The following is a 21,626-nucleotide window of genomic DNA, read 5'->3' as shown; positions in this document are numbered from 1 at the left end:
ATTGAAAAAATAACAGGAAAAATCAAACATGACCTAATGGTCACCGCGAGATATGAAAATTGGTATGGTGTACAGCACACGAATGAATTATATTTCCATTTTTTTGTCTAGACTATTAGTAACAGATTAAAGGCCGTCGGAATATTGGAGTTTTTAAACCCGAGGAAAAATCCGGCCTATTGCACTTACGAGTACCGCCGATTGTTGCCTCGAGCACGTGTATAAAACTACAACTACTTAAAAGTGTATAATCTGTGAGTCTATTAATGAAAAGAGGAATCTTCATGGATGCTATTCGAAAATGTTGTGCTGGTTTAGATGTTCATCAAGAATCGATTACGGCTTGTATTTTGAACAGTCCATTAGATCGAAAACCTAAGCCGTTAATCAAGAATTTTGGAACCACAACTCCTGAGTTACTTCAACTGCAAGATTGGTTAGCAGAACACAAATGTACGGAGGTAGCTATGGAAAGTACCGGTGTTTATTGGAAATCGGTATGGAACATTCTTGAATCATCTTGTCAACTCACGCTTGCCAATCCAGCTCACATTAAAAATATGCCAGGGCGTAAGACTGATATCAAGGATGCTCAATGGATCGCTCAACTGCATCGATGTGGTCTCGTTCAAGCGAGCATGGTACCAACTCAGGAGATTCGAGATTTACGAGACCGAACGCGCTATCGTCAAAAACTTGTCCATATGATTACATCCGAAAAGAATCGTATTCACAAGTTATTACAAGATGCCAACATCAAACTAACTACGTTCGTTTCTGATTTGTTTGGCGTTTCTGGACGGGCTCTTCTAGAAAAACTAATGAATGGCGAAGTGCTAGACGAAGAACAAGTACGATCCTTGGTTAAAACAAAACTGAAGAAAAAGGTTCCTCAATTACTAGATGCTTTAAATGGAAAGGTACGATTGCATCATCGAGAAATGATCCGTATGCACATGAACACCATCATTTTTTTAGAAGAACAAGTGACACATCTTGAGAAATCCATTCAAGAACTACTGAAACCATACGAAGAAGAAGTTGAACTCCTGGATACGATTCCTGGCATTAATACTGATGTCGCGGCGTGCATCATTGCAGAAATCGGAACCAACATGGAGCTATTTGAAACAGAAGCCCATCTAGCTTCATGGGCTGGAATATGTCCAGGAAATAACGAAAGTGCAGGTGTAAAAAAAAAATCGAAGTCCCGTAAAGGGAACAAGCATTTAAAAGCGATGCTTTGTCAATCCGTTTGGGCAATAAATAGAAAAAAAGATTGTAGAATCACAGCGTTCTTTCATCGAGTAAAGCGACGACAAGGGGAAAAGAAAGCAGCTATCGCAACCGCTCATCTCTACCTTCGCATCATTTATCACATCTTATCAGATAAAGTAGAGTACAGTGAATTAGGCACGCATTATTTACCAAATAAGAAAGAAAGAACGTTAGAACAATTAAAAAAACAAATAGAAAAAATGGGTTATGCGATACAGTTAGAGCAAGTACAAACCAGCTAGCTGCCTATAACCCATTTTTAAAAAGTACAATTTTAGACCTTAGGGGGTCTTTTTTTGCTTTTTTTGAGCAACCAGCATCAATTTTCGTATAAATTCCGCTTAATAAGCAAACATCATGAAAAAGAGCCGACATAACAGGAAAAATTCCTGCTATTCCCTCAAAAAAAGCCAAAATAAATGATTTTGCCCTCCATAAGCGGAAAATCTTCCGTTATTTCTCCTAAAAGGGACTTCGTTGAGGAGATAACAGGAAAAATTCCGCTTAAGGGTGAGAGATGTTTGGAGCGAATTAGACAAACCGGCAGCTTCCTTTATTTTGTAGGAGCTATGTTCTGATCTTTTGCAAAGGACAGCATTATTAGAGTGAAATTCTGTAGTTTTGATTTATTCGGACAGGAAGAGAAAGTCGACTCGAAAAGGAGTCCGAATACCAGTGCTTTTCAGATCGGACTCCCGAAGATCCGAATTCAAACAAGTTAGAAGAAGAAGGCGGCTTGAGCAATTTATCCAATTTCCATTTTAATAAATTTGCTCTAAGGGGCACCTCAATCCAGATAAATAGCGTTGCCCCATAACGCAATACGTCCCAAGTCTGAGATCAAATTATTCCTTAAGCCGCTATTGACTCCCGCCTATTCCCTTTAAAATGGAAACACAGAGTACGACAATTAAAGGGGAAATTACGATGAAGGATAGAAAAATTTATATTCTTTTAACCGATACTGGGACGGTTTTGACGAGGATGATTCGACTCTATACAAAGAAAAACTATAATCATGCATCGCTTTCACTCGACTCGGACCTAAATGAGGTATATAGTTTTGGACGGAAGCGACCGAGAAATCCCTTTATTGGTGGATTTGTTAAAGAAGACATATCAAACGGACTCCTTCACAATGCGGAGTGTGTTATCTATAGCTGTACAATCTCACAAAAACAATATGAGGAAATCCAAGCTTTTCTAAATGAAATTGAATCGCATGAACATAGTTACCGCTACAACCTTCTCGGTCTTTTTGCTTTTATGCTAAAAAAAGAAATTCGCCGTAAAAATGCTTATTTTTGTTCGGAATTTGTTGCAACTGCTTTAACGAAGGGTGAGATTGTCCAACTAAGAAAACCACCATCTTTCGTGGCCCCCCATGATTTCGAAGAAGTTGGGGATTTTCAATTAGAATACAGAGGAAAATTAGCTTCCTTTTATCATAATAAAAATGATTCTTATCACCTTTCATTATCATCCTAAAACTTAACAGCAAATAGCCAAGTATCAGTCTCCCGTTTTTGTCAATAATAAAGAGAGGGAGGTGAGTATCTTGGCAAAAGATGTGCTATGTGAAGTAAACAACTGCACGTATTGGGGTGACGGGAACCAATGTCATGCAGATGCTATCTATGTGGTAAGTCGTAAAGGTGATAAAGCGTCCACAAGTGAGGAAACAGATTGCAAAACTTTCGAACCTGGAATCTAGAGAAGGGGGGTAACCATTTGGTTACCCTTTCTCATACATAGTATTGATAATCATAATCATTTTCATTCATTATTTTTACAAAAGGAACAGAGACTCTTCAAATAAGTCTCTGTTCCTTTTTCTATGTTCCAAGTGACTCTTTTAAAAAAGATTCGAGATAATCGACATTCGTAATTTTTTTATTACATTCATCACTATCTGTGCAAATTAAATTCCCGATCGCTTTATAATAATCAGGATTTTTTTGTTTTTTCGCTTTCGTGATCGTCGAAAAAAAGGCCACCTCACCATGGCTATTGCAGATGGAACAGATATTATTTTTCCCAGTCGCAGAAATCCTGCATTCAATCCCGACCATTTTCTCATCAAGTTCGTAAACCAAATACTTCTTGTTGGAACCAGGATCATTCCATCCTAAATAGGTAAGCTTGCTGTAATCTAGATTGGATAGGTTAGGAAGCTTTAACTTTTTACTTTTGGGAAACATCTTTTTAAGCTGCTGTTCTGAGAGCTTAGGAAAATCGGCCACACAGGCTGAAAGCTGCTGGAGATATTGTTCATATTCACCTTCACTTCTCAACTTTGAAAGATCAAGCAGTGCGATTTGCTCCGCAGCTGCTGTCGGAAACAAGTCTAAAATTTTGGCGTTGGCTAGATCGATCGTTGCGTTCAAAACGGTTGGGGGGACATGTTTTTTGATACTTTCCCTAATTAAAATAACTTGTTTTTTTATAAAATTGAATTGTTCGTTTTTCAAAAATTTCTCTGTCATCTTCGTTCTCTCCTATACTTGCTATTTCCTTATTATAGATAATCAAGCAGCATTCTAAAATGGAGAGAATGAATTAGAATTGTTTTTTACCTGGGTCGATTTCACAATGTACAAAGGTAAATTAAAAAACGAATATTCTAGTATTAAGCATTCGAAAAACCCTAAAATTATACTAATATATAGGATGTTTTGAGTTAATATTGTTCGTTTTTTAACTTGAGAAGCGCAATTATGAAATTCATTCACCCTATAAACAAATAGCGCTGGTGAAGACCAGCGCTATTGTGAGTATATAATCTTTTTTATCGTTTCACTCGAGAGGTAATATTCCTCAGCCAATTGTTGAATACTGCTGCCGCTAGTAAAAGATTTCCTTATGGCAGCGTTACGGCGATCAAGCATTTTTCTGCCGCCGCTTGCAGTCCCCCATTTTTGGTACTTTGTTTCCTGTTTCGGAATATAGAGGGTTTCTCCTTGAATGTATTTTTGAATTTCTGATATAAGCTTTTCAGGTAAAACTTTTTTTGCATTCGTATATTTCATTTTCCGCTCGCTCCTTATTTTGAGTTTGAAAAATAAGGTGCAAAGCCAAAATATTAGAAAAGCTTGGCAGCGATAAACTTAAATGTTTCGCCCCATGCAAAGTATCGCCATTCCAATAATTGGCTTTGCATGAGTGAAAGAAGATCTAGACAATCGATAACGATTCCCCACTAGTAAGCACCTCCCCTTTATAGTGTTAGTATAACATGTTTAAGGATGCGACAGACGACTCTTAAAACTTGCGATAGGATGAAAAAAGTCTCAAAATGAAGATAAATATCCGAAGGAGGACATACTTAGTGGAAATAGGAATTAGTACTTTTGTTGAAACAACGCCTGATGTGAAAACAGGTGAGATCATTAGTCATGCAGAACGCTTGCGTGAAGTGGTGGAGGAAATTGTCCTCGCCGATCAAGTTGGACTTGATGTTTTTGGTGTTGGAGAACATCATCGAAAAGACTATGCAGCCTCTTCTCCAGCGGTGTTACTCGCAGCAGCGGCATCTCAAACGGAACGGATTAGACTAACGAGTGCCGTATCGGTTCTCTCATCAGACGATCCAGTTCGTGTCTTTCAAGACTTTGCCATGCTTGATGGGATCTCGAATGGAAGAGCAGAAATTATGGCAGGCCGCGGTTCTTTCATCGAATCATTCCCTCTCTTTGGCTACGATCTTAACGACTATAATGAGTTGTTTGATGAGAAGCTTGATTTGCTTTTAAAAATAAGAGATGCGGAAAAAGTGACATGGAGCGGTAACCACCGTCCAGCGATCCAAAATCTTGGCGTTTATCCTCGACCAGTTCAAGAACCGTTACCGGTGTGGATAGGTAGTGGTGGTACACCGCAATCGGTGGCTCGTGCTGGACAATTAGGATTGCCCCTAGTCTTAGCGATTATTGGTGGTCGGCCTGTGCAATTTGCGCCATTGGTTCAGCTTTATAAGCGAGCGGCGACTCAATCTGGACATGATATTTCGAAGCTTCCGGTTGCGTCTCATTCTCACGGATTCATTGCTGAGACGACGGAAATCGCCTGTGAAAAATTCTTCCCTTCGACGCAACAAGCAATGAACGTCATCGGCAGAGAACGTGGATGGGGTCATTATGATCGTGCCGCATTTGATGCAGCAAGAAGCTTTGAAGGGGCCCTTTATGTTGGTGATCCAGAAACAGTCGCGCAAAAAATCATTCACCTTCGTAAAAATGTGGGGATTACACGATTTATGCTTCATGTCCCAGTTGGAACGATGCCTCACGAGGATGTCATGAAGGCGATTGAACTTTTAGGAACAAAGGTGGCTCCAATGGTTCGAGAAGGAATAGCGAAGTGGGAAGCAGAACAAGAAACAAATTAAAAAGACTATTTTAGCCAGAAAAAATGAGATCCTACACTTTACAAATAAATGGTAAGGGTGTAGGATTTCTATATACCTAAAAATTCTAGGTAGGTGAGAAAATGTTTAATCGTGAATTGGTTAAAGGAAGTACGTCTCTTTTATTACTACAGTTATTAGCAGACAAGGATATGTATGGCTATGAGTTAGTAAAGGAATTGGAAAAGCGAAGTGAAAATGAATTCTCTTTTAAAGAAGGAACGCTTTACCCAGCTCTCCATAAGCTTGAAAAGCAGGAATATATTGAGTGCTATTGGCAGGAGCAAGAAAAGGGACCTGCTCGTAAGTACTATCAAATTACGGAAGCTGGAAAAGAAATGCTGCTAGAGAGAACCCAAGAATGGGATGATTTTGTTTCTGTTATGAACAGGGTTATGGGGAGAAAAAAGCATGGAACAGCTGAAGAATGAATTTTTAGCCGAACTGGCTAGTTATCTCGAATATCATGATGAAAAAGAAGAGATATTGCAGGAATATGATGCCCATCTTGAGGAGCTTCTAGTTAGTCTTGAACATTTGAAAACGGAAGAAGAAATTCGTGCCGCTTTCTATTCCAGATTCGGGGAGCCAAAAGAAATTGCTGAGGTATGGAAAGAAGAGTTGTCTGTTACGCCAAGTAATATGAAGTGGTTGTTCATTGCTGTTAATATTCTATTGTTTGGAGGCGGTGCACTCCTAACATTGGTCCACAATTTATTTCATTGGGAGTGGTTAACTCTTCTTTGGACTCAATTAACGTCTTTTCCTGTTTTAATTGCTTTAATTTACATGTTTTTTTGGGCTTTACTCGGTTATGAAATTGGCAAGGGCTTTGGGCATAAAGGGAGAAAGCTAATGAAGAGAACGTTTCTCCTTGCTTTAATACCGAATGTAACTCTTATGATACTGACAGTTTTTCGAATTATTCCACATGAGTGGTTTAGTCCTTTGTTAACGAAAACCTTCATCATGCTTTGTATTATTTTGACGATCCTGTTATACCCTGTGTGCTTGTTTAGTTATAGATGGGGAAAAAAAGCTTCAGTCTAAGCTTTTTTTTACCTACATACATAGAATTTCTATATATATAGAAAAACGATATGGAGTGAGGAACAATGGAATTTATGTTGAAAAAAGTGGATTGGTTTTTTCTAATCCTCTGTTTAGTGGTAGGAGTAGTTTTTGAGGAGGCGTTTTTTAGAGGACAAATTGGAATATCGTATTTTTGTTTTATCGCGATCTTCTATGCCTTATTTTACTGGAGATTTCGTTCGCACACCTTTACCCATCAGCGGCTTGGGTATTTTGTGTTGATTGCGATTTGGTTTTTGGCAGCAAGTTTTTATTTGTATGACATGATCTTTTTTAATTTGTTAAATATCCTCCTTATTCCAGCATTGGTGATTTTTCATCTGGTGTTAATTACGGCGCCAAGAAAGTTCATCTGGACGAAATTCTCTTTTATTGCCTTCATTTGCAAACGTCTTATTAATGGAATTCGCTATCATTTTTTATTTGTTCATTATTTGACTAAACATCTTAAAAAGGGTAAAAGACAAGCGAGTCATGAGATTGGAAAGAAAGTGTTAATTGGGATCGTGATCTCGATTCCTGTCCTGTTCATCGTGCTCAATTTACTTATTTCAGCAGATGCACACTTTGAAAGATTGATAAACTCACTTCCTCAATTGTTCAATTTTAGGACTGATAATCTTTTCCGTTTTATCATTATCTGTGTTTTTGGATTTGGAATTTTTGGATTTATGCAGGCTCTTCTCGTGAAGAATTTTCAGGTTGAGCAAAAAGAAGGGGTTCCAAAGACAATTTCTTTTGATGGGATTATCACGGTTACTGTTCTGATTCTTTTAAATGTCGTCTATGTCATCTTTATTGCGATTCAATTCAAATATTTTTTCAGCGAAACACTCGCTATTGGCTATACCTATGCCGAATATGCACGACGAGGATTTTTTGAATTATTATTCGTGACGTTAATCAACTTGACGGTGACAACCGTTGTCATCACGAATACGAAAGAGCTTCTTGGGAATGTACAAAAGGTCGTGAACGTTTCACTATCTTTGTTAGTTGTGTGTAGCGGAGTTTTGCTCGTCTCAGCTTATATGAGATTAACGATGTACGAGGAGGCGTATGGTTTTACTTTTACAAGGGTGCTCGCTCATTCATTTATGATCTTTCTCATGGTGATTTTTGCATACACGCTTGTGAAAATATGGCTTAAAAAGCTGTCTCTGGTTCACTTTTATTTCATTGCCACTCTGATTTATTATGTTGGGATGAATGTGATTAATATCGATCGGATTATCGTCGAACAGAATCTTGAACGGTATGAAACAACAGGGAAAATTGATATTTTCTATTTGGGGAATATGTCTGCAACAGGGGTTCTTGGATTAATTGAATTATATGAAGAGGATCCAACTGTGCCTGAATTAAAACAGTTGCTAGCTCAATATCAAGCTGATCTTCCATACACGAAATCTGACTCCTGGCAGTCACGAAATTATACGAGAGATAAAGCATATGAAAAACTAGAAAAATTGAATCTCTAAAATGGAAGCCCTCCGTCTCGTGCGGAGGGCTTCCCCATTAACCACCAACATAACGAGAATAATAGGCTTTTGCCTGCGAAATATCATCGACCCCGTGGATGAGGACACGGCCATCTTGGAAAAAAACCATTGAAATTTCGTCCTCTGGGGAGAACCGAATTAAAAAGGAATTCGCTATGACTTTACCACTATTTTTTAGTTTTGTAGCAAGAACTTCTAAGTCAAAACCATGCACATTTCGTGGGTTAATTTGAATCGTATCTCGCCCACAGAGAATAGCGTAGGAGATTTGTTGATGAGAAGACCGGTCAAGAAATTCAAATTGATGATGGACGCAGGTTGGACAGTCTGGATTTTTCCCTTCTGAAACATCCATTTGTAAAAATGAGTTATGCCAAATATCGAATTGCTCCAGATGTGGATTATGTGGTGCACCGACAAGCAGTTTGATTGCTTCGACGGCCTCGTATGAGCCAATAATCTCTGTAATCGGAGAAAGAACACCAACTGTATCACATGTTTCGCCTAACCCTGTTTGGATCTGGGGGAAGAGGCAGCGATAGCAAGGTGTTTTTCCTGGAATGATCACCGCATGCATCCCTCTTGACGAAACGGCTGCACCAAACACCCAGGGGATTCCGAGTTTGACCGAAATATCATTAAGCAAATATCTTGTTGAAAAATTGTCCGTCCCATCAATAATGACATCAAAGTCTTGTAATAGTTCCACTCCATTTTCTAAATTCAAATCTGAAATGATCGGCTCTATCGTGATGCTGGAATTGATTTTACGTAGCTTATGAAAAGCTGCGACTGCCTTCGGTAGGCCATCCTTAGCATCGTCTTCATCGTACAAAGTTTGTCTTTGTAGGTTTGATAATTCTACTAAATCTCGGTCAATCAAACGCACATGACCAACGCCAGAGCGGACTAAATGATTGGAAATGACCGTACCTAAGGCACCCATTCCAACCACGACTGCTTTTTTAGTTAGTAGTTTCTTTTGTCCATCTTCCCCGATAGGATGAAAAAGTATTTGTCGTGAATAGCGCTCCAATCCGTCCATCTTATCCCCCTTTTTTGTGGATGAAGATTTGGTTTTCAAAGTAAAGAAATCAAGTGAACTTGCTTGCTCCTATTGTAAATAAAAGAATAAAATATTTCTAGTTTTAAAAGAAAAGGAATTTTCATAGTTTTTGGAGAATTATATTATAATGAGGGGATTTTTATAAAAAAAGGAAAGAGGTGTTCAAAATCATGAGTCTTGGCGGATTTTTAAACAAGGAAGTTGTTGTTGATTTGACCAATGGAACCATTGATTACAGGGGAATTAATGAAGAGGATGCAAAGAAGTTCATTGGTGGACGTGGACTTGGAGTTAAGTATGTGTTAGATAATGGCCCAGAAGTGGAACCTTTATCTGAAGACAATATTCTCTGCTTTATGACAGGTCCTGTAACAGGTTCTCGCTCTTCGATGAGCGGACGTATGGCTGTTGTCACAAAGTCGCCACTTACCGGTACGGTAACAGATTCTCATATTGGTGGGTGGACTGCGGCTCGTTTGAAGTGGGCTGGAGTAGACAATGTGATCTTCAAAGGAAAAAGTGATAAGCCTGTTTACTTGTATATCGAAAACGGGCAGGCAGAGCTTCGAGATGCTTCAACGGTATGGGGTAAAAGCACAAGAGAAACCGTAAAAACCATGCAGGATCAGTACGGTGAAAAAGACTTAAGTGTATTAACGATCGGGCAAGCAGGTGAGAATAAAGTAACTTTCTCAAGCTTTATTAATGAGCATGATCGTGCCGCAGGTCGTGGAGGTACAGCAGCTGTAGCTGGTTCAAAATTACTTAAGGCAATTGTAATCAAGGCAGTTCAAAAAGGAAATATGCCGGAGCCAAAGCTTAAGGACGAGTATAAAAAAGCGAATAGCAAAGCAGTAAAAGCAATCCTTGATGGTGGATTAACGGCTCCGAATAAGGGTGGATTATCCGTCTATGGAACAAACGTATTAACCAACCTCATCAATGAAGTGGGAGCACTTCCTACAAAAAATTCACAGCTAACTCATTGGGAAGAAGCAGAAAAGCATAGTGGAGAGTGGGTTCACCGAAATATTCGTGTAGCCAATAATACATGTCATGCTTGCCCAGTCGGCTGTAAAATTGAAGTAGAGGTTGCTGATGGAAAATATAAAACGAGAGTGGAAAGTTTCGAATTCGAATCTTCTTGGGCACTTGGAACAAACTGCTTACTTTCAGATGCGGAAGCCATCTCATATATGATCGATCAATGTAATGAGTATGGGATTGATACGATTGAGCTTGGACACGCATTTTCAATTACCATGGAAGCGAGTGAAAAGGGTTACATTGATGAAACGTTGAAGTGGGGCGATGCGGATGCGATGATCGACCTAACGAAGAAAATTGCGCTGCGTGAAGGCATAGGTGGAATTCTAGCTGAAGGACCTTGGCGTGCAGCTGCTGCTTGGGGACATCCTGAAATCTCTATGTCCGTTAAAGGGCAGTCCATCCCTGCTTACGATCCACGTGGAATTCAAGGGATTGGTCTTGGCTATGCAACAAGTAACCGTGGTGCTTGTCATTTACGCGGCTATACAGTTGCGAGTGAAATTGCGGGTATTCCTGAGCCAACGGACCGTCTTGCAGCTGAAGGCAAAGGAGAATTACTGAAGATATTCCAAGATCTATTAGCATTCGGTGATTCTATGAATATCTGTAAATTCTCTTCTTTCTCTGAAAATGCCGAGCATTATGCTGAGCAGTACAACACAATGACAGGAGTAGAACTGACAGCTGAAGATGTCATGCTTGCTGGAGAACGAATTTACAATTTAGAACGGTATTACAATAATTTAGCTGGCTTCGATAAGCGTGAGGACGATTTCTTGCCGAAACGCTTTACAGAAGAACCAGCAACAGGAAATAGCGCAGGTTCAGTTAGTAAAATGGACATTATGCTAGAAGAATACTATCAAGTTCGTGGCTGGAAGGATGGTGTCGTTCCAGAGGAAAAATTAGTTGAACTCGGTATTCTTTCTGAAGGAAGTAGTTCCTCAACAGAACAATTATAATCTAAAATAATCGTAACAAATGCCCAAGTATTTGAATAGATACTTGGGCATTGATTTGTGAAAACTTTGTGACAAATCTAAAAAAAACGGATGAAACTAGATAAAACGATACAAAACTACATGTTTTTTCGGTAGGAACTTCGTCGAAGCTACTAAACCTATCCGCCAACCCTTGTCGTTTTAAATCGATACTGTTTGATCAGGTTTTCAAGATCCTCTTCAGTTAGAGCGGAAAATCGAATATGAACCGTATTGATTTTGAAAATGGACGTAAAGGTAAGCTCTCCTTCACGAAGGATTTCAATTTTCCAATTGTCGCCTTCAAAAAGAATGGGAAATTCGTCATTTATTTGCTTCCCACCAAGCTCCTCAATGTACATTCTTAAATGGTTATGATTAATTCCTCTGAACTCAAGCTCGCGGCTAATCATTCTTTTACCCGCCTGCGACTGGAGGAAATAAGGCAATTTGATCGGTTTCATGAACCTCCGTCTCTAAATCGTTGGCATGGATGATGTTTCTTCCATTCACATACACATGGACAAAGGGCTTTAGTGTTTTTTCTAGTGTGAATATCTCATCATTTATTTCTGGGTACATTTCGACCATTTTATTTAAAATATCTATAATTCGGTTTCCATTTGGCACCACTTGGACAGACACTCCGCCACAAATATCTCGGAGATTCGCAAATACTTTTACATGCATTATTTCATCCCCCTTCAACTTCCTTATATCTATATTAAATAGAATATTCGGATTTGTCACGACATTAAGTATAAAAAGAAAGCGTTTCGTGCAAACGATTGCGCAATCGAGGAATAAGCATTACAATGAATGTGAGATGGGGTGAATGGAAGTGGAAAAGAATATAAATGTAACAGAACCGTGGTGGAAGCGAAGTGTTGTCTATCAAATCTACCCGAGAAGCTTTATGGATTCTAATGGGGATGGAATCGGCGACTTGCAAGGGATCATTTCGAAGTTGGATTACCTAAGTAAGCTCGGAATAGATGTCATTTGGCTAAGTCCAATTTATGATTCTCCGAATGATGACAATGGCTATGATATCCGTGATTATCAAGCGATAATGCGTGAATTTGGAAGTATGGATGATTTTGACCAATTAATTGAAGAAGCAATAAGCAGAGGCATTCGCATTGTTATGGATCTAGTCGTGAATCACACCTCTGACGAACACTCTTGGTTTGTCGAGTCTAGAAAAGCGAAAAACTCAAAGTATCGAGATTATTATATTTGGAGAGAGGGCACGGATGGGAGCCCTCCGAATAATTGGGGCTCTATTTTTTCTGGGTCGGCATGGGAAAAGAATGAAACAACGGACTCCTATTATTTACATCTATTTTCTAAAAAGCAGCCAGATTTAAATTGGGAGCACGAGCCTTTAAGAAAAGATATTTATGAGATGATGAAATATTGGTTGGATAAGGGCATTGGTGGCTTTCGTATGGATGTCATTAATTTCATTTCAAAGGATGTTCGTCTTCCTGAGGGGGACGAATACGAAGATCAGGCTTTTGGAGATGGAAGTCCCTATTTCATGAACGGGCCGAAGATCCATAGCTATTTACGTGAAATGAATGAAACCGTTTTGCAAAATTATGATGTTTTGACGGTTGGAGAAACGCCGGGAGCGACGCCGGAGGATGCGCAAATCTATACCAACCCTGAGAACCATGAATTAAATATGGTATTTACGTTTGAACATATGGATTTAGATAAGGGCTCCCATGAAAAATGGGATTTTCGCCCACTTCAGTTGGTAGATTTAAAGAAAAATCTAGAGAAATGGCAACATGCTCTTCATCATAAAGGCTGGAACAGTCTCTATTGGAACAATCATGACCAGCCACGAATCGTTTCACGATTTGGCAACGATCAAGAATATCGTGAACGTTCTGCGAAAATGCTAGCCATTTGTCTCCATATGTTACAGGGTACACCGTATATATACCAAGGTGAAGAGATTGGAATGACCAATATAAAGTTTGAGCGGATTGAAGATTATCAAGATATCGAAACCCTTAATATGTATAAACTAAAAAAGGAGCAAGGTGTCCCTCATGAACAGATTATGGAGAGCATTTATGCAAAAGGGCGAGATAACGCACGTACCCCTATGCAATGGACCTCTGATGGTGGGTTTACAACTGGAACTCCGTGGATTCAAATGAATGAGAACACATCTTTTATTAACGCGGAACAGGCACTTGAGAACCCAGATTCAATTTTTTATACGTATCAAAAATTAATCCAATTAAGAAAAACACATGACATCATTACCAATGGGAGTTTCCAGTTATTGATGGAGAATCACCCACAACTTTTTGTTTATAAACGACTTTTCGAAAATGAAGAATGGTTCATTGTAGCCAATTTTTCGAAAGAAACTGTGGAGTTGGAATGGCATGCATGCGATGTAGATGCTAAGGCTGTAGAAATCATCATCGCAAATTATGACGCTCTTCCATTAACTGATGAGAAAATCGATGTGCGTCCGTATGAGGCTTTTGTTCTCGCTATTCAAAGTAAGCGTTAACCTAGATAGTGTCGTTTTAATGAAGCGCTTAAAGGGGTATAAAAGAAATAAAGTATTAAAAAGTAAATCATCATAAATGAATATAAGATCTGGAGAATAATACCAGGTAGAAATAGAGGGATAATATGGAGAAAAAATGGTGGAAGGAAGCAGTTGCTTACCAAATTTATCCCCGTAGCTTCCAAGACTCAAACGGTGATGGTATAGGGGATTTAAACGGATTGATGTCGAGATTGGATTATATTCAAGACCTTGGAATTGATGTGATTTGGATCTGTCCGATGTATAAGTCACCTAATGATGACAATGGGTATGATATAAGTGATTATCAAGAGATCATGGAAGACTTCGGCACAATGGAAGATTTTGATCAATTACTGGAAGAAGTGCACCAACGCGGAATGAAATTGATCATTGATTTAGTTATCAATCACACAAGTGATGAGCATCAATGGTTTATAGAGTCACGTTCTTCGACAGAAAATGAAAAGCGTGACTGGTATATTTGGAGAGACGGAGTAGAGGGGAAGGAGCCTAATAATTGGGGGAGTATATTTGGTGGCTCGGCTTGGGAGCTTGACGAAGAAACGAATCAATACTATCTACATCTCTTTTCTAAAAAGCAACCAGACTTGAATTGGGAGAATAAAGACGTTCGTGCAGCTCTTTACGATATGGTTAATTGGTGGCTTGATAAAGGTGTGGATGGATTTCGAGTCGATGCGATCAGTCATATTAAGAAGGATTTGACCTTTTCCGATGATGAAAATCCAGAAGAACGCTCATATGTCCCAGCCTGGAGCAAGTATATGAATGTAGATGGAATTTTACCATTCTTAACCGAGTTAAAGGAAGAAACCTTTGCAAAATATGACATTATGACGGTCGCTGAGGCAAATGGTGTAGGGATAGATGATATTCATGAGTGGGTAGACGGGCAGGATGGAAAGTTTAATATGATTTTTCAATTTGAGCATTTGGGCCTGTGGGATTCTGATACGAGAACACTCGATATTCTAGAATTAAAACGAGTATTGACACGTTGGCAAAAAGCTCTAGAAAAAAGTGGCTGGAATGCCTTATTTATCGAAAATCATGATAAGGCACGTAGTGTGTCAACATGGGGAAATGATCAACAATATTGGAGAGAAAGTGCGACTTCATTAGCAATGATGTATTTTTTCATGCAAGGAACTCCTTTTATTTATCAGGGTCAGGAAATAGGAATGACAAATGTGAAATTCCCATCGCTTGAAGATTACGATGATGTTTCCACAAAAGGTTTGTATGCCGATCTATTGGCAAGAGGAAAAGCACCAGATGAGATTATGGAGATCATTTGGGCGACTAGCCGTGATAATTCAAGAACACCAATGCAGTGGTCAGCTGAGGAAAATGCTGGATTTACAAAGGGGACACCGTGGTTAGGGGTGAATTCAAATTTTAAGGGGCTTAACGTCGAGGCTCAAAAGGAGGACCCCAATTCAATCTTAAATTTTTATAAAAAAATGATTCAGCTCCGTAAATTGAATCCAATTTTCACTTATGGTATATATGATTTAGTAATAGAAGAGCATCCTTCGCTGTATGCGTATACACGCACCTATGGGGATGAAAAAGTGATCATTTTATGTAATTTATCGAATGATTCGCTTGAAGTAGAGCCAATTAAAGGTGTGACATATGATTGGGCAAATCTTATTCTAGCCAATCTCGACGTTGGCGATCATGAAGAAGTTACAACATTTGTACTTGCTCCATATGAAGCACGAATCTATCGTTTAAACTAGCCGGTTTTAGGTAAAACTCTGTAGATTAGGATGGCCAAAATCTGAAGTATTGGATGATGGTTATATAAATTTACAGGGTTTTTTTAATTCCTTATACAAGAAATCATCTGTAACGTGCAAACTAAAAGAAAAAAGGGTAAAGGGTAATGTCTATGCATATTTTTCTTATGATCGTTAGCATTGTTGCGGTATGGTTCAGAAAAGATTATAAAAATTGGCAACCTATGTATCCAACGATGCAATATATTGCCCTCGGTAACCTTACGTATAATTTTTTGTGTGCGGCACACTGGCTCTGGCGCATGACACCAGATATAGATTGGTATAACTTCACCTTATTGGAGATGGGTTATACATTTGTTGTTTTCCCAGCTACTGCTCTAATGTTTCTATCTCGTTATCCAGAAGGTCAGGGTTTCTGGAGAATTATTAGACATTATTTATGCTGGATTGGGATATATGTTGGATTTGAATACATCATGCAAGCACAAGGGACGATTGTCTATAAATATGGATGGTCACTTGCTTGGAGCGCCATCTTTGACTGTATCATGTTCCCGTTTCTACGCCTACATCATAAAAGACCTCTACTTACATTTATTTTAAGTATCCCGATGGCTCTGTTTTGGCTGTGGTTATTTGACATCCCTACCCATATTCCGATTGAAAAGAGGTAGCGGGTAAGAAGGGGAGAGAATATGGACAGGTGCTAGCATGTGCTATAAATTTGCTATCTAAACCCTAGCACATTGCTAGCATTATGTTATTTTAAATTGACATGAAAAACGTTGTTATATCAAGGGTTTTGCTTTTTAACATGAAATCGGGGATATTAATTTGATCAAACGTTTGATTGATTTTTTTAGCTTAATTGAGTGCATTTTGTTGTACGAAGGTCAATATTTTCCCTTATAATGAGCCATTATACAAAATCATCTTAAAAAGGAGTATCCCAATAATGAGTAACCATGAGAATCAGAAGCAGGAAATATTAGATGCCTTTCAATTTAGACATGCGACAAAGGAGTTTGACCCGACTAAAAAGATCACGGACAGTGACTTCGAATTTATTTTAGAAGCAGGACGATTATCACCAAGTTCAGTTGGCTATGAGCCATGGAAATTTTTAGTTGTGCAAAATCGTGAATTGCGAGAAAAGCTTCGAGAGGTTTCGTGGGGGGCGCAAGGACAACTTCCAACAGCCAGTCATTTCGTTTTGATCCTTGCTAGAACGATCAAGGATACGAAGTACGATAGTAAGTATGTAGAGGACCAGATGTTGAATGTAAAACAGTTTCCACCTGAAATATTCGCTCAGATCAAGGAGCTTTATAAAAGCTTTCAGGAAGACGATTTGCACTTGCTTGAAAGCGATAGAGCGATTTTCGATTGGGCTTGTAAACAGACCTATATAGCGCTCGGCAATATGATGACTGCAGCTGCGCAAATCGGAATTGATTCTTGTCCAATTGAAGGATTTGATTTCGATAAAGTGCAAGCGATTCTAGAGGAAGCAGGATTATTGGAGGACGGTCATCTTGGTGTTTCTGTGATGGTTGCATTTGGCTATCGAGCGAAGGAGCCACGTCCAAAAACAAGGAAGAAGCTAGAAGATATTGTGCAATGGGTAGATTAAATAATGAAGTCCATAGACCGAGCAAAGAGCTCAGTCTATGGACTCCTATGTAACGATATTATTGGAAACCGCCCTCAAATTCGTCTGGATTGGAACCAACACGTTCGTTTTTATTTAAACCGTTTATTTTCTCCATGTCTTCAATGGAAAGTTCAAAATCGAAAATATCGGCATTTTCTATGATTCTGTGCTCCTTAATGGATTTTGGAATCGTAACGACTTCATTTTGGAGATCCCAGCGTAAAATGATTTGCGCAGGAGATTTTTGATATTTTTCAGCGATAGCCATAATGGTCGGCTCACTTAAAAGTTGCCCTTGCTTTAGTGGTGACCATGCTTCTAATTGGATTCCTTGCTTTTTGCAATAATCGCGAAGCTCCAATTGGGCAAGATGTGGATGATATTCGACTTGATTGACCATTGGCTTGATTTCAGAATCTGCGATTAAATCTTCTAAATGGTGAACGTGGAAGTTACTCACACCGATTGCGCGTACACGACCATCCTTGTATAGCTTTTCTAATGCTCTCCAAGTTTCTTTATATTTGGCACTATCTTTACCAGGCCAGTGAATGAGATATAAGTCTAAATAATCCATTCCAAGCTTTTGGAGGCTTGTTTCAAATGCTTTAAGTGTGGATTCATAACCTTGATCAGAATTCCAAACTTTAGAGGTAACAAATAAGGAATCCCTTGGTACACCAGATTCTTTTATTCCCTGCCCTACACCTTCTTCATTTTGGTAGATGGCAGCTGTATCAATGCTTATGTACCCATTTTTGATCGCAGCTTTCACCGCTTCAACCACTTCAGAGCCTTCTTTTACCTTGAAGACACCTAGTCCAAACCAAGGCATTTTCACGCCGTTATGCAATGTAGTTGTATCCTGTAGATTTTTTGGCATTTTGTTATCCTCCTATCATTTTTAACTAAATCACTACGCATTCTATTATGCACATTTCTTTCAGGGAATTCCAAAAATTTGATTGATAATCGGTGGACATAGAAAAAGTGAAGTCTTAGTAAGACCCCACTTTCCGTAATGTATATTATTTTACAAGCTGTTTAACAAGTTCACGATTACGCTTTTTGAAAAGTTCGTGATGTGAAGAAACCATGCCGCCTTTTGCTGCATCTGGTTGAATAAATTGTTTCGCTTTATTAACTGCATTTACGGCATCCTGGAACGCACCAGCAATTAAGTGAACCTTTCCATCATAAGAAACAATATCCCCTGCGGCATATAGTCCTGGAATGGATGATTCACATGTTGAGTTGCCGGCAATATAATAGTCATCCACTAACTCTACTTTTAACTGACTTTCTTTTAAGAGAGCAGCATCTCGTTCATAGCCATGATTGATAATGACTTCATCAACCTCAACATATGAAACCTCACCAGTTTCGTGATTAGTAAGCTCCACACTATTGATGTATTCATGACTCTTTTCAGCAATTAGCTTTGTAATATTAGAATTAAAGAAGCAGTCAACCGAACCGTTTAAAAGCTGGTTCACTTGCGCCTCGTGGCCAGATAAATTGTCTTTCCGATAGGTGAGGTAGACTTTTTTGGCGATAGGCTCTAATTCGTTCGCCCAATCGATGGCAGAATTGCCTCCTCCTGAAATGAGAATCGTTTTGTCTTTAAATCTTTTTAATGATTTAACGGTGTAATTAAGATTCGTGATTTCAAATCTTTCAGCACCTTCAATTTTCAGCTTCTGTGGTTTTAGAATTCCGCCACCAATTGCCATAATCACTGTTTTCGTATAATGCTTTTGTCCTGAAGCCGAATGTAGTACGAAAATTCCGTTCTCATCTTGCTTAATACCTTCTATTTTTTCATTTAATACGACCGTTGGATTAAAAGTTAATCCTTGTTGGACGATCTGTTTAATAAGGTTTTCTCCAGAAGTAGGGGTTATCCCGCCCACATCCCAGATCATTTTCTCTGGATAAACATGAAGCTTTCCACCAAGCTGTGGCTGAAATTCAATGATTTTTGTCTTCATTTCTCTTAAACCACTATAAAAAGCAGAATAGAGTCCAGCCGGACCGCCCCCAACAATGGTTACATCATATAGCTCTTGTTTATCCATTCCGTTCACCTCAAATGTTATTGATTATCATTCTCATTTAACTATAAACGTCCCTATCATTTTTAGCAATAGATAAATAAGAAACTTTTTATGAAAGTGAATTTTTTTTGAATTACTCAGAAAAATAATTGACGTACGGTGTAATTCCCTTTATATTTACCTCATAAACATAAATGAAAATCATTATCAATTGGAAATATATGCTTAATTAAGGAGGTAGGGAAATGACACGCCTAAGAACGAAAGATTTAAGCATTGGCTATGGTGAACGGATCATTGTAAACGGGCTCAATGTGGAAATTCCCGATAACCAAATTACGACAATCATTGGTTCCAATGGGTGTGGGAAGTCTACCCTTTTGAAGGCGATTACACGGATTATCCCTCACCAATCTGGAACGGTGGTTTTGGATGGAGAAAACATCGTCAAAGGAAGTACAAAAGAATTAGCGAAGAAAATGGCTATTCTTCCCCAAACTCCGGAAAGTGCAAGTGGCTTAACCGTAGGCGAATTAGTATCTTATGGTCGTTTTCCCTATCAAAAAGGATTTGGCCGTCTTACAAAGAAAGATTATGAAGCCATCGATTGGGCGTTAGAGGTGACAGGTACAAAGGATTTTAAATATCGTCCTGTTGATTCCTTATCCGGTGGACAAAGGCAACGTGTTTGGATTGCAATGGCATTGGCTCAGGAAACAGAAATTATCTTTCTAGACGAGCCTACAACCTATCTTGATATGGCGCATCAACTAGAAGTGCTTGAGCTGCTTCAAAAATTGAATGTGGAGCAAGGTCGGACAATTGTCATGGTTCTCCATGATTTGAACCAAGCCGCTCGTTTTGCGGATTACATGATTGCCTTAAAAGCTGGGGAAATTGTGAAAGCAGGAAACTGTGAAGAAGTGATTAATCGTGATGTGTTAAAGAAGGTATTCTCTATTGATGCTGAAATTGGACGCGATCCACGAACTAATAAACCAATGTGTATCACATATAACTTACTTAGAGGAGAAGAAAACAATGAAGAAACTACTCATTCCATTTATGCTGTTGGCGGTGCTCGTTATTAGTGCATGCGGGAACAATGAATCAAACACTGGCGGAGAAAAAGACGCCGATGAAGATAAAAAAGTCTCTGAAATGAGAACGTATGAATCGGAGAATGGTCCAATCGAGGTACCGGCTGATCCTGAGCGTGTTGTCGTACTATCTTCCTTTAATGCTGGTAGCGTAATGGCTTTAGATGTTAATATTGTGGGTGTGGATTCATGGGCAAAAGCAAATAAGCGCTATGAACCGTATTTAACGAATGCAGAAGAAGTAACAGATGAAAGCTTAGAAAAAATCATTGAGTTGGAGCCAGATTTAATTATCGCTGCTCCGACGAATAATAATCTTGATAAATTAGCTTCGATTGCACCAACAGTCACGTACACGTATGGAAATGTTGATTATTTAACTCAGCATATCGAAATTGGAAAGCTTTTAAATAAAGAAGAAGAGGCAGAAGCTTGGGTCGATGATTTCAAAAAGCGTGCAGCACAAGCTGGTGAAGATGTAAAAGCAAAAATTGGGGAAGATGCGACCGTTTCAGTTTTTGAAAACTTTGATAAACAATTATATGTTTTCGGCGATAACTGGGGCCGTGGTACAGAGATTTTATACCAAGAGATGAAACTTGCCATGCCTGAGAAGGTGAAAGAAATGGCTCTAAAAGAAGGGTATTATGCTTTATCAACAGAGGTCATTCCTGAATATGCAGGTGATTATATCATCTTAAGCTCTGATGGCGTGGATAATTCCTTTAAAGAGACGGAAACCTATAAAAACATTCCGGCTGTAAAAAATGGTCGCGTTTTTGAAGCAAGTGCATCAGAATTCTATTTCAATGACCCGATCACATTAGATTTCCAATTGGAATTCTTTACTGAGAGCTTTTTAAATAGCAAGTAATGGAATAGACTTCATAATTTACTAATGTGGATTAAAAAACGAACATACTTATCAAAAAGCGGAAGATGTATTCGTGATTTAAGGTTTTTTCTTTGAAATTCTATATTAAATAGTTCGTTTTTTAACTAGAAGTGCGCAAGATGAAATAGATTCAATGAACTGACAAAGAGTAACAAGGAATTCTTCAATCGAGAATTCCTTGTTTTGTGTAGGTTCAAATATATGAAAAGAAG

21 protein-coding genes are annotated in these 21,626 nt (G+C 38.7%); 14 read left to right on the top strand and 7 right to left on the bottom strand.

The annotated features are described in order from the left end of the window. Nucleotides 1–284: 284 nt before the first annotated feature. The 3 genes from AA0X71_RS23180 (at nucleotide 285) to AA0X71_RS23170 (ending at nucleotide 2,992) form a co-directional block, all read left to right on the top strand. Nucleotides 285–1,520 (top strand): IS110 family transposase, encoded by a 1,236-nt coding sequence (locus AA0X71_RS23180; RefSeq protein WP_413356132.1) that lies wholly within the window; start codon nucleotides 285–287, stop codon nucleotides 1,518–1,520. A gap of 685 nt (nucleotides 1,521–2,205) precedes the next feature. Continuing rightward, nucleotides 2,206–2,766: a hypothetical protein gene (locus tag AA0X71_RS23175; protein WP_413357613.1), complete on the top strand. Its 561-nt coding sequence runs from the start codon at nucleotides 2,206–2,208 to the stop codon at nucleotides 2,764–2,766. A gap of 70 nt (nucleotides 2,767–2,836) precedes the next feature. Next, nucleotides 2,837–2,992 carry a DUF1540 domain-containing protein gene (locus tag AA0X71_RS23170; protein WP_019156495.1) on the top strand — a complete coding sequence of 52 codons (156 nt, stop codon included), beginning with the start codon at nucleotides 2,837–2,839 and terminating at the stop codon, nucleotides 2,990–2,992. A 121-nt stretch (nucleotides 2,993–3,113) separates the two neighbouring features. On the opposite strand, the gene AA0X71_RS23165 is transcribed toward AA0X71_RS23170, so the two are convergent. Together AA0X71_RS23165 and AA0X71_RS23160 are read right to left on the bottom strand one after the other, a co-directional pair. Beyond that, nucleotides 3,114–3,764, bottom strand: coding sequence for a FusB/FusC family EF-G-binding protein (locus AA0X71_RS23165; protein WP_413357612.1), 651 nt, complete (start codon nucleotides 3,762–3,764; stop codon nucleotides 3,114–3,116). A 279-nt stretch (nucleotides 3,765–4,043) separates the two neighbouring features. Next, nucleotides 4,044–4,307: a CD3324 family protein gene (locus AA0X71_RS23160; RefSeq protein WP_413357611.1), complete on the bottom strand. Its 264-nt coding sequence runs from the start codon at nucleotides 4,305–4,307 to the stop codon at nucleotides 4,044–4,046. A 299-nt stretch (nucleotides 4,308–4,606) separates the two neighbouring features. On the opposite strand from AA0X71_RS23160, the gene AA0X71_RS23155 reads away from it, so the two are divergent. The 4 genes from AA0X71_RS23155 (at nucleotide 4,607) to AA0X71_RS23140 (ending at nucleotide 8,256) form a co-directional block, all read left to right on the top strand. Continuing rightward, nucleotides 4,607–5,665: an LLM class flavin-dependent oxidoreductase gene (locus tag AA0X71_RS23155; RefSeq protein ID WP_413357610.1), complete on the top strand. Its 1,059-nt coding sequence runs from the start codon at nucleotides 4,607–4,609 to the stop codon at nucleotides 5,663–5,665. A gap of 101 nt (nucleotides 5,666–5,766) precedes the next feature. Further along, complete coding sequence (locus AA0X71_RS23150; protein WP_413357609.1) at nucleotides 5,767–6,114, top strand: PadR family transcriptional regulator; 348 nt, start codon at nucleotides 5,767–5,769, stop codon at nucleotides 6,112–6,114. Then, a complete protein-coding gene (locus AA0X71_RS23145) occupies nucleotides 6,095–6,733 on the top strand; it encodes an HAAS signaling domain-containing protein (protein ID WP_413357608.1) in 639 nt (212 codons plus the stop codon). Before AA0X71_RS23150 ends, AA0X71_RS23145 begins: the two co-directional genes overlap by 20 nt. Before the next feature lie 65 nt (nucleotides 6,734–6,798). Beyond that, a complete protein-coding gene (locus AA0X71_RS23140; protein ID WP_413357607.1) occupies nucleotides 6,799–8,256 on the top strand; it encodes a DUF4153 domain-containing protein in 1,458 nt (485 codons plus the stop codon). Nucleotides 8,257–8,293: 37 nt separating this feature from the next. Here the strand turns inward: AA0X71_RS23140 and AA0X71_RS23135 are convergent, their stop codons facing one another. Then, a complete protein-coding gene (locus tag AA0X71_RS23135) occupies nucleotides 8,294–9,322 on the bottom strand; it encodes a ThiF family adenylyltransferase (protein ID WP_413357606.1) in 1,029 nt (342 codons plus the stop codon). 191 nt (nucleotides 9,323–9,513) lie between these two features. Between AA0X71_RS23135 and AA0X71_RS23130 the strand changes: the two genes are divergently transcribed. Next, nucleotides 9,514–11,355 carry an aldehyde ferredoxin oxidoreductase family protein gene (locus tag AA0X71_RS23130; RefSeq protein ID WP_413357605.1) on the top strand — a complete coding sequence of 614 codons (1,842 nt, stop codon included), beginning with the start codon at nucleotides 9,514–9,516 and terminating at the stop codon, nucleotides 11,353–11,355. Nucleotides 11,356–11,513: 158 nt separating this feature from the next. Here the strand turns inward: AA0X71_RS23130 and AA0X71_RS23125 are convergent, their stop codons facing one another. Both AA0X71_RS23125 and AA0X71_RS23120 read right to left on the bottom strand, forming a co-directional pair. Next, entirely contained in the window at nucleotides 11,514–11,786 is a 273-nt protein-coding gene (locus tag AA0X71_RS23125; RefSeq protein ID WP_413357604.1) for a hypothetical protein, read from the bottom strand. 4 nt (nucleotides 11,787–11,790) lie between these two features. Next, on the bottom strand, nucleotides 11,791–12,063 hold the full coding sequence (locus tag AA0X71_RS23120) for a ubiquitin-like small modifier protein 1 (protein WP_413357603.1): 273 nt from the start codon (nucleotides 12,061–12,063) through the stop codon (nucleotides 11,791–11,793). 145 nt (nucleotides 12,064–12,208) lie between these two features. Here AA0X71_RS23120 and AA0X71_RS23115 point away from each other — a divergent pair, with 145 nt between their 5' ends. The 4 genes from AA0X71_RS23115 (at nucleotide 12,209) to AA0X71_RS23100 (ending at nucleotide 17,341) form a co-directional block, all read left to right on the top strand. Beyond that, the gene (locus AA0X71_RS23115) at nucleotides 12,209–13,915 is read left to right on the top strand and encodes a glycoside hydrolase family 13 protein (protein WP_413357602.1); all 1,707 of its coding nucleotides are present in this window, start codon (nucleotides 12,209–12,211) and stop codon (nucleotides 13,913–13,915) included. A gap of 125 nt (nucleotides 13,916–14,040) precedes the next feature. Then, nucleotides 14,041–15,705, top strand: a complete 1,665-nt coding sequence (locus AA0X71_RS23110; protein ID WP_413357601.1) for a glycoside hydrolase family 13 protein — start codon at nucleotides 14,041–14,043, stop codon at nucleotides 15,703–15,705. A 152-nt stretch (nucleotides 15,706–15,857) separates the two neighbouring features. Then, nucleotides 15,858–16,382 carry a CBO0543 family protein gene (locus AA0X71_RS23105; protein ID WP_413357600.1) on the top strand — a complete coding sequence of 175 codons (525 nt, stop codon included), beginning with the start codon at nucleotides 15,858–15,860 and terminating at the stop codon, nucleotides 16,380–16,382. Nucleotides 16,383–16,663: 281 nt separating this feature from the next. Next, nucleotides 16,664–17,341: an NAD(P)H-dependent oxidoreductase gene (locus AA0X71_RS23100; RefSeq protein WP_413357599.1), complete on the top strand. Its 678-nt coding sequence runs from the start codon at nucleotides 16,664–16,666 to the stop codon at nucleotides 17,339–17,341. Between the two features lie 58 nt (nucleotides 17,342–17,399). Here AA0X71_RS23100 and AA0X71_RS23095 read toward each other — a convergent pair whose 3' ends face one another. Together AA0X71_RS23095 and AA0X71_RS23090 are read right to left on the bottom strand one after the other, a co-directional pair. Further along, complete coding sequence (locus AA0X71_RS23095; RefSeq protein WP_413357598.1) at nucleotides 17,400–18,245, bottom strand: aldo/keto reductase; 846 nt, start codon at nucleotides 18,243–18,245, stop codon at nucleotides 17,400–17,402. Between the two features lie 145 nt (nucleotides 18,246–18,390). Further along, nucleotides 18,391–19,440, bottom strand: coding sequence for an NAD(P)/FAD-dependent oxidoreductase (locus AA0X71_RS23090; RefSeq protein WP_413357597.1), 1,050 nt, complete (start codon nucleotides 19,438–19,440; stop codon nucleotides 18,391–18,393). A 224-nt stretch (nucleotides 19,441–19,664) separates the two neighbouring features. Between AA0X71_RS23090 and AA0X71_RS23085 the strand changes: the two genes are divergently transcribed. Beyond that, a complete protein-coding gene (locus AA0X71_RS23085; RefSeq protein WP_413357596.1) occupies nucleotides 19,665–20,510 on the top strand; it encodes an ABC transporter ATP-binding protein in 846 nt (281 codons plus the stop codon). Beyond that, nucleotides 20,461–21,393 (top strand): iron-hydroxamate ABC transporter substrate-binding protein, encoded by a 933-nt coding sequence (locus AA0X71_RS23080; protein ID WP_413357595.1) that lies wholly within the window; start codon nucleotides 20,461–20,463, stop codon nucleotides 21,391–21,393. Before AA0X71_RS23085 ends, AA0X71_RS23080 begins: the two co-directional genes overlap by 50 nt. Nucleotides 21,394–21,626 lie beyond the last annotated feature (233 nt).

This window comes from Robertmurraya phoenicis, from assembly GCF_047302285.1.
Classification (GTDB): domain Bacteria; phylum Bacillota; class Bacilli; order Bacillales; family Cytobacillaceae; genus Robertmurraya.
This window is presented reverse-complemented; position numbering and strand designations above follow the sequence as displayed.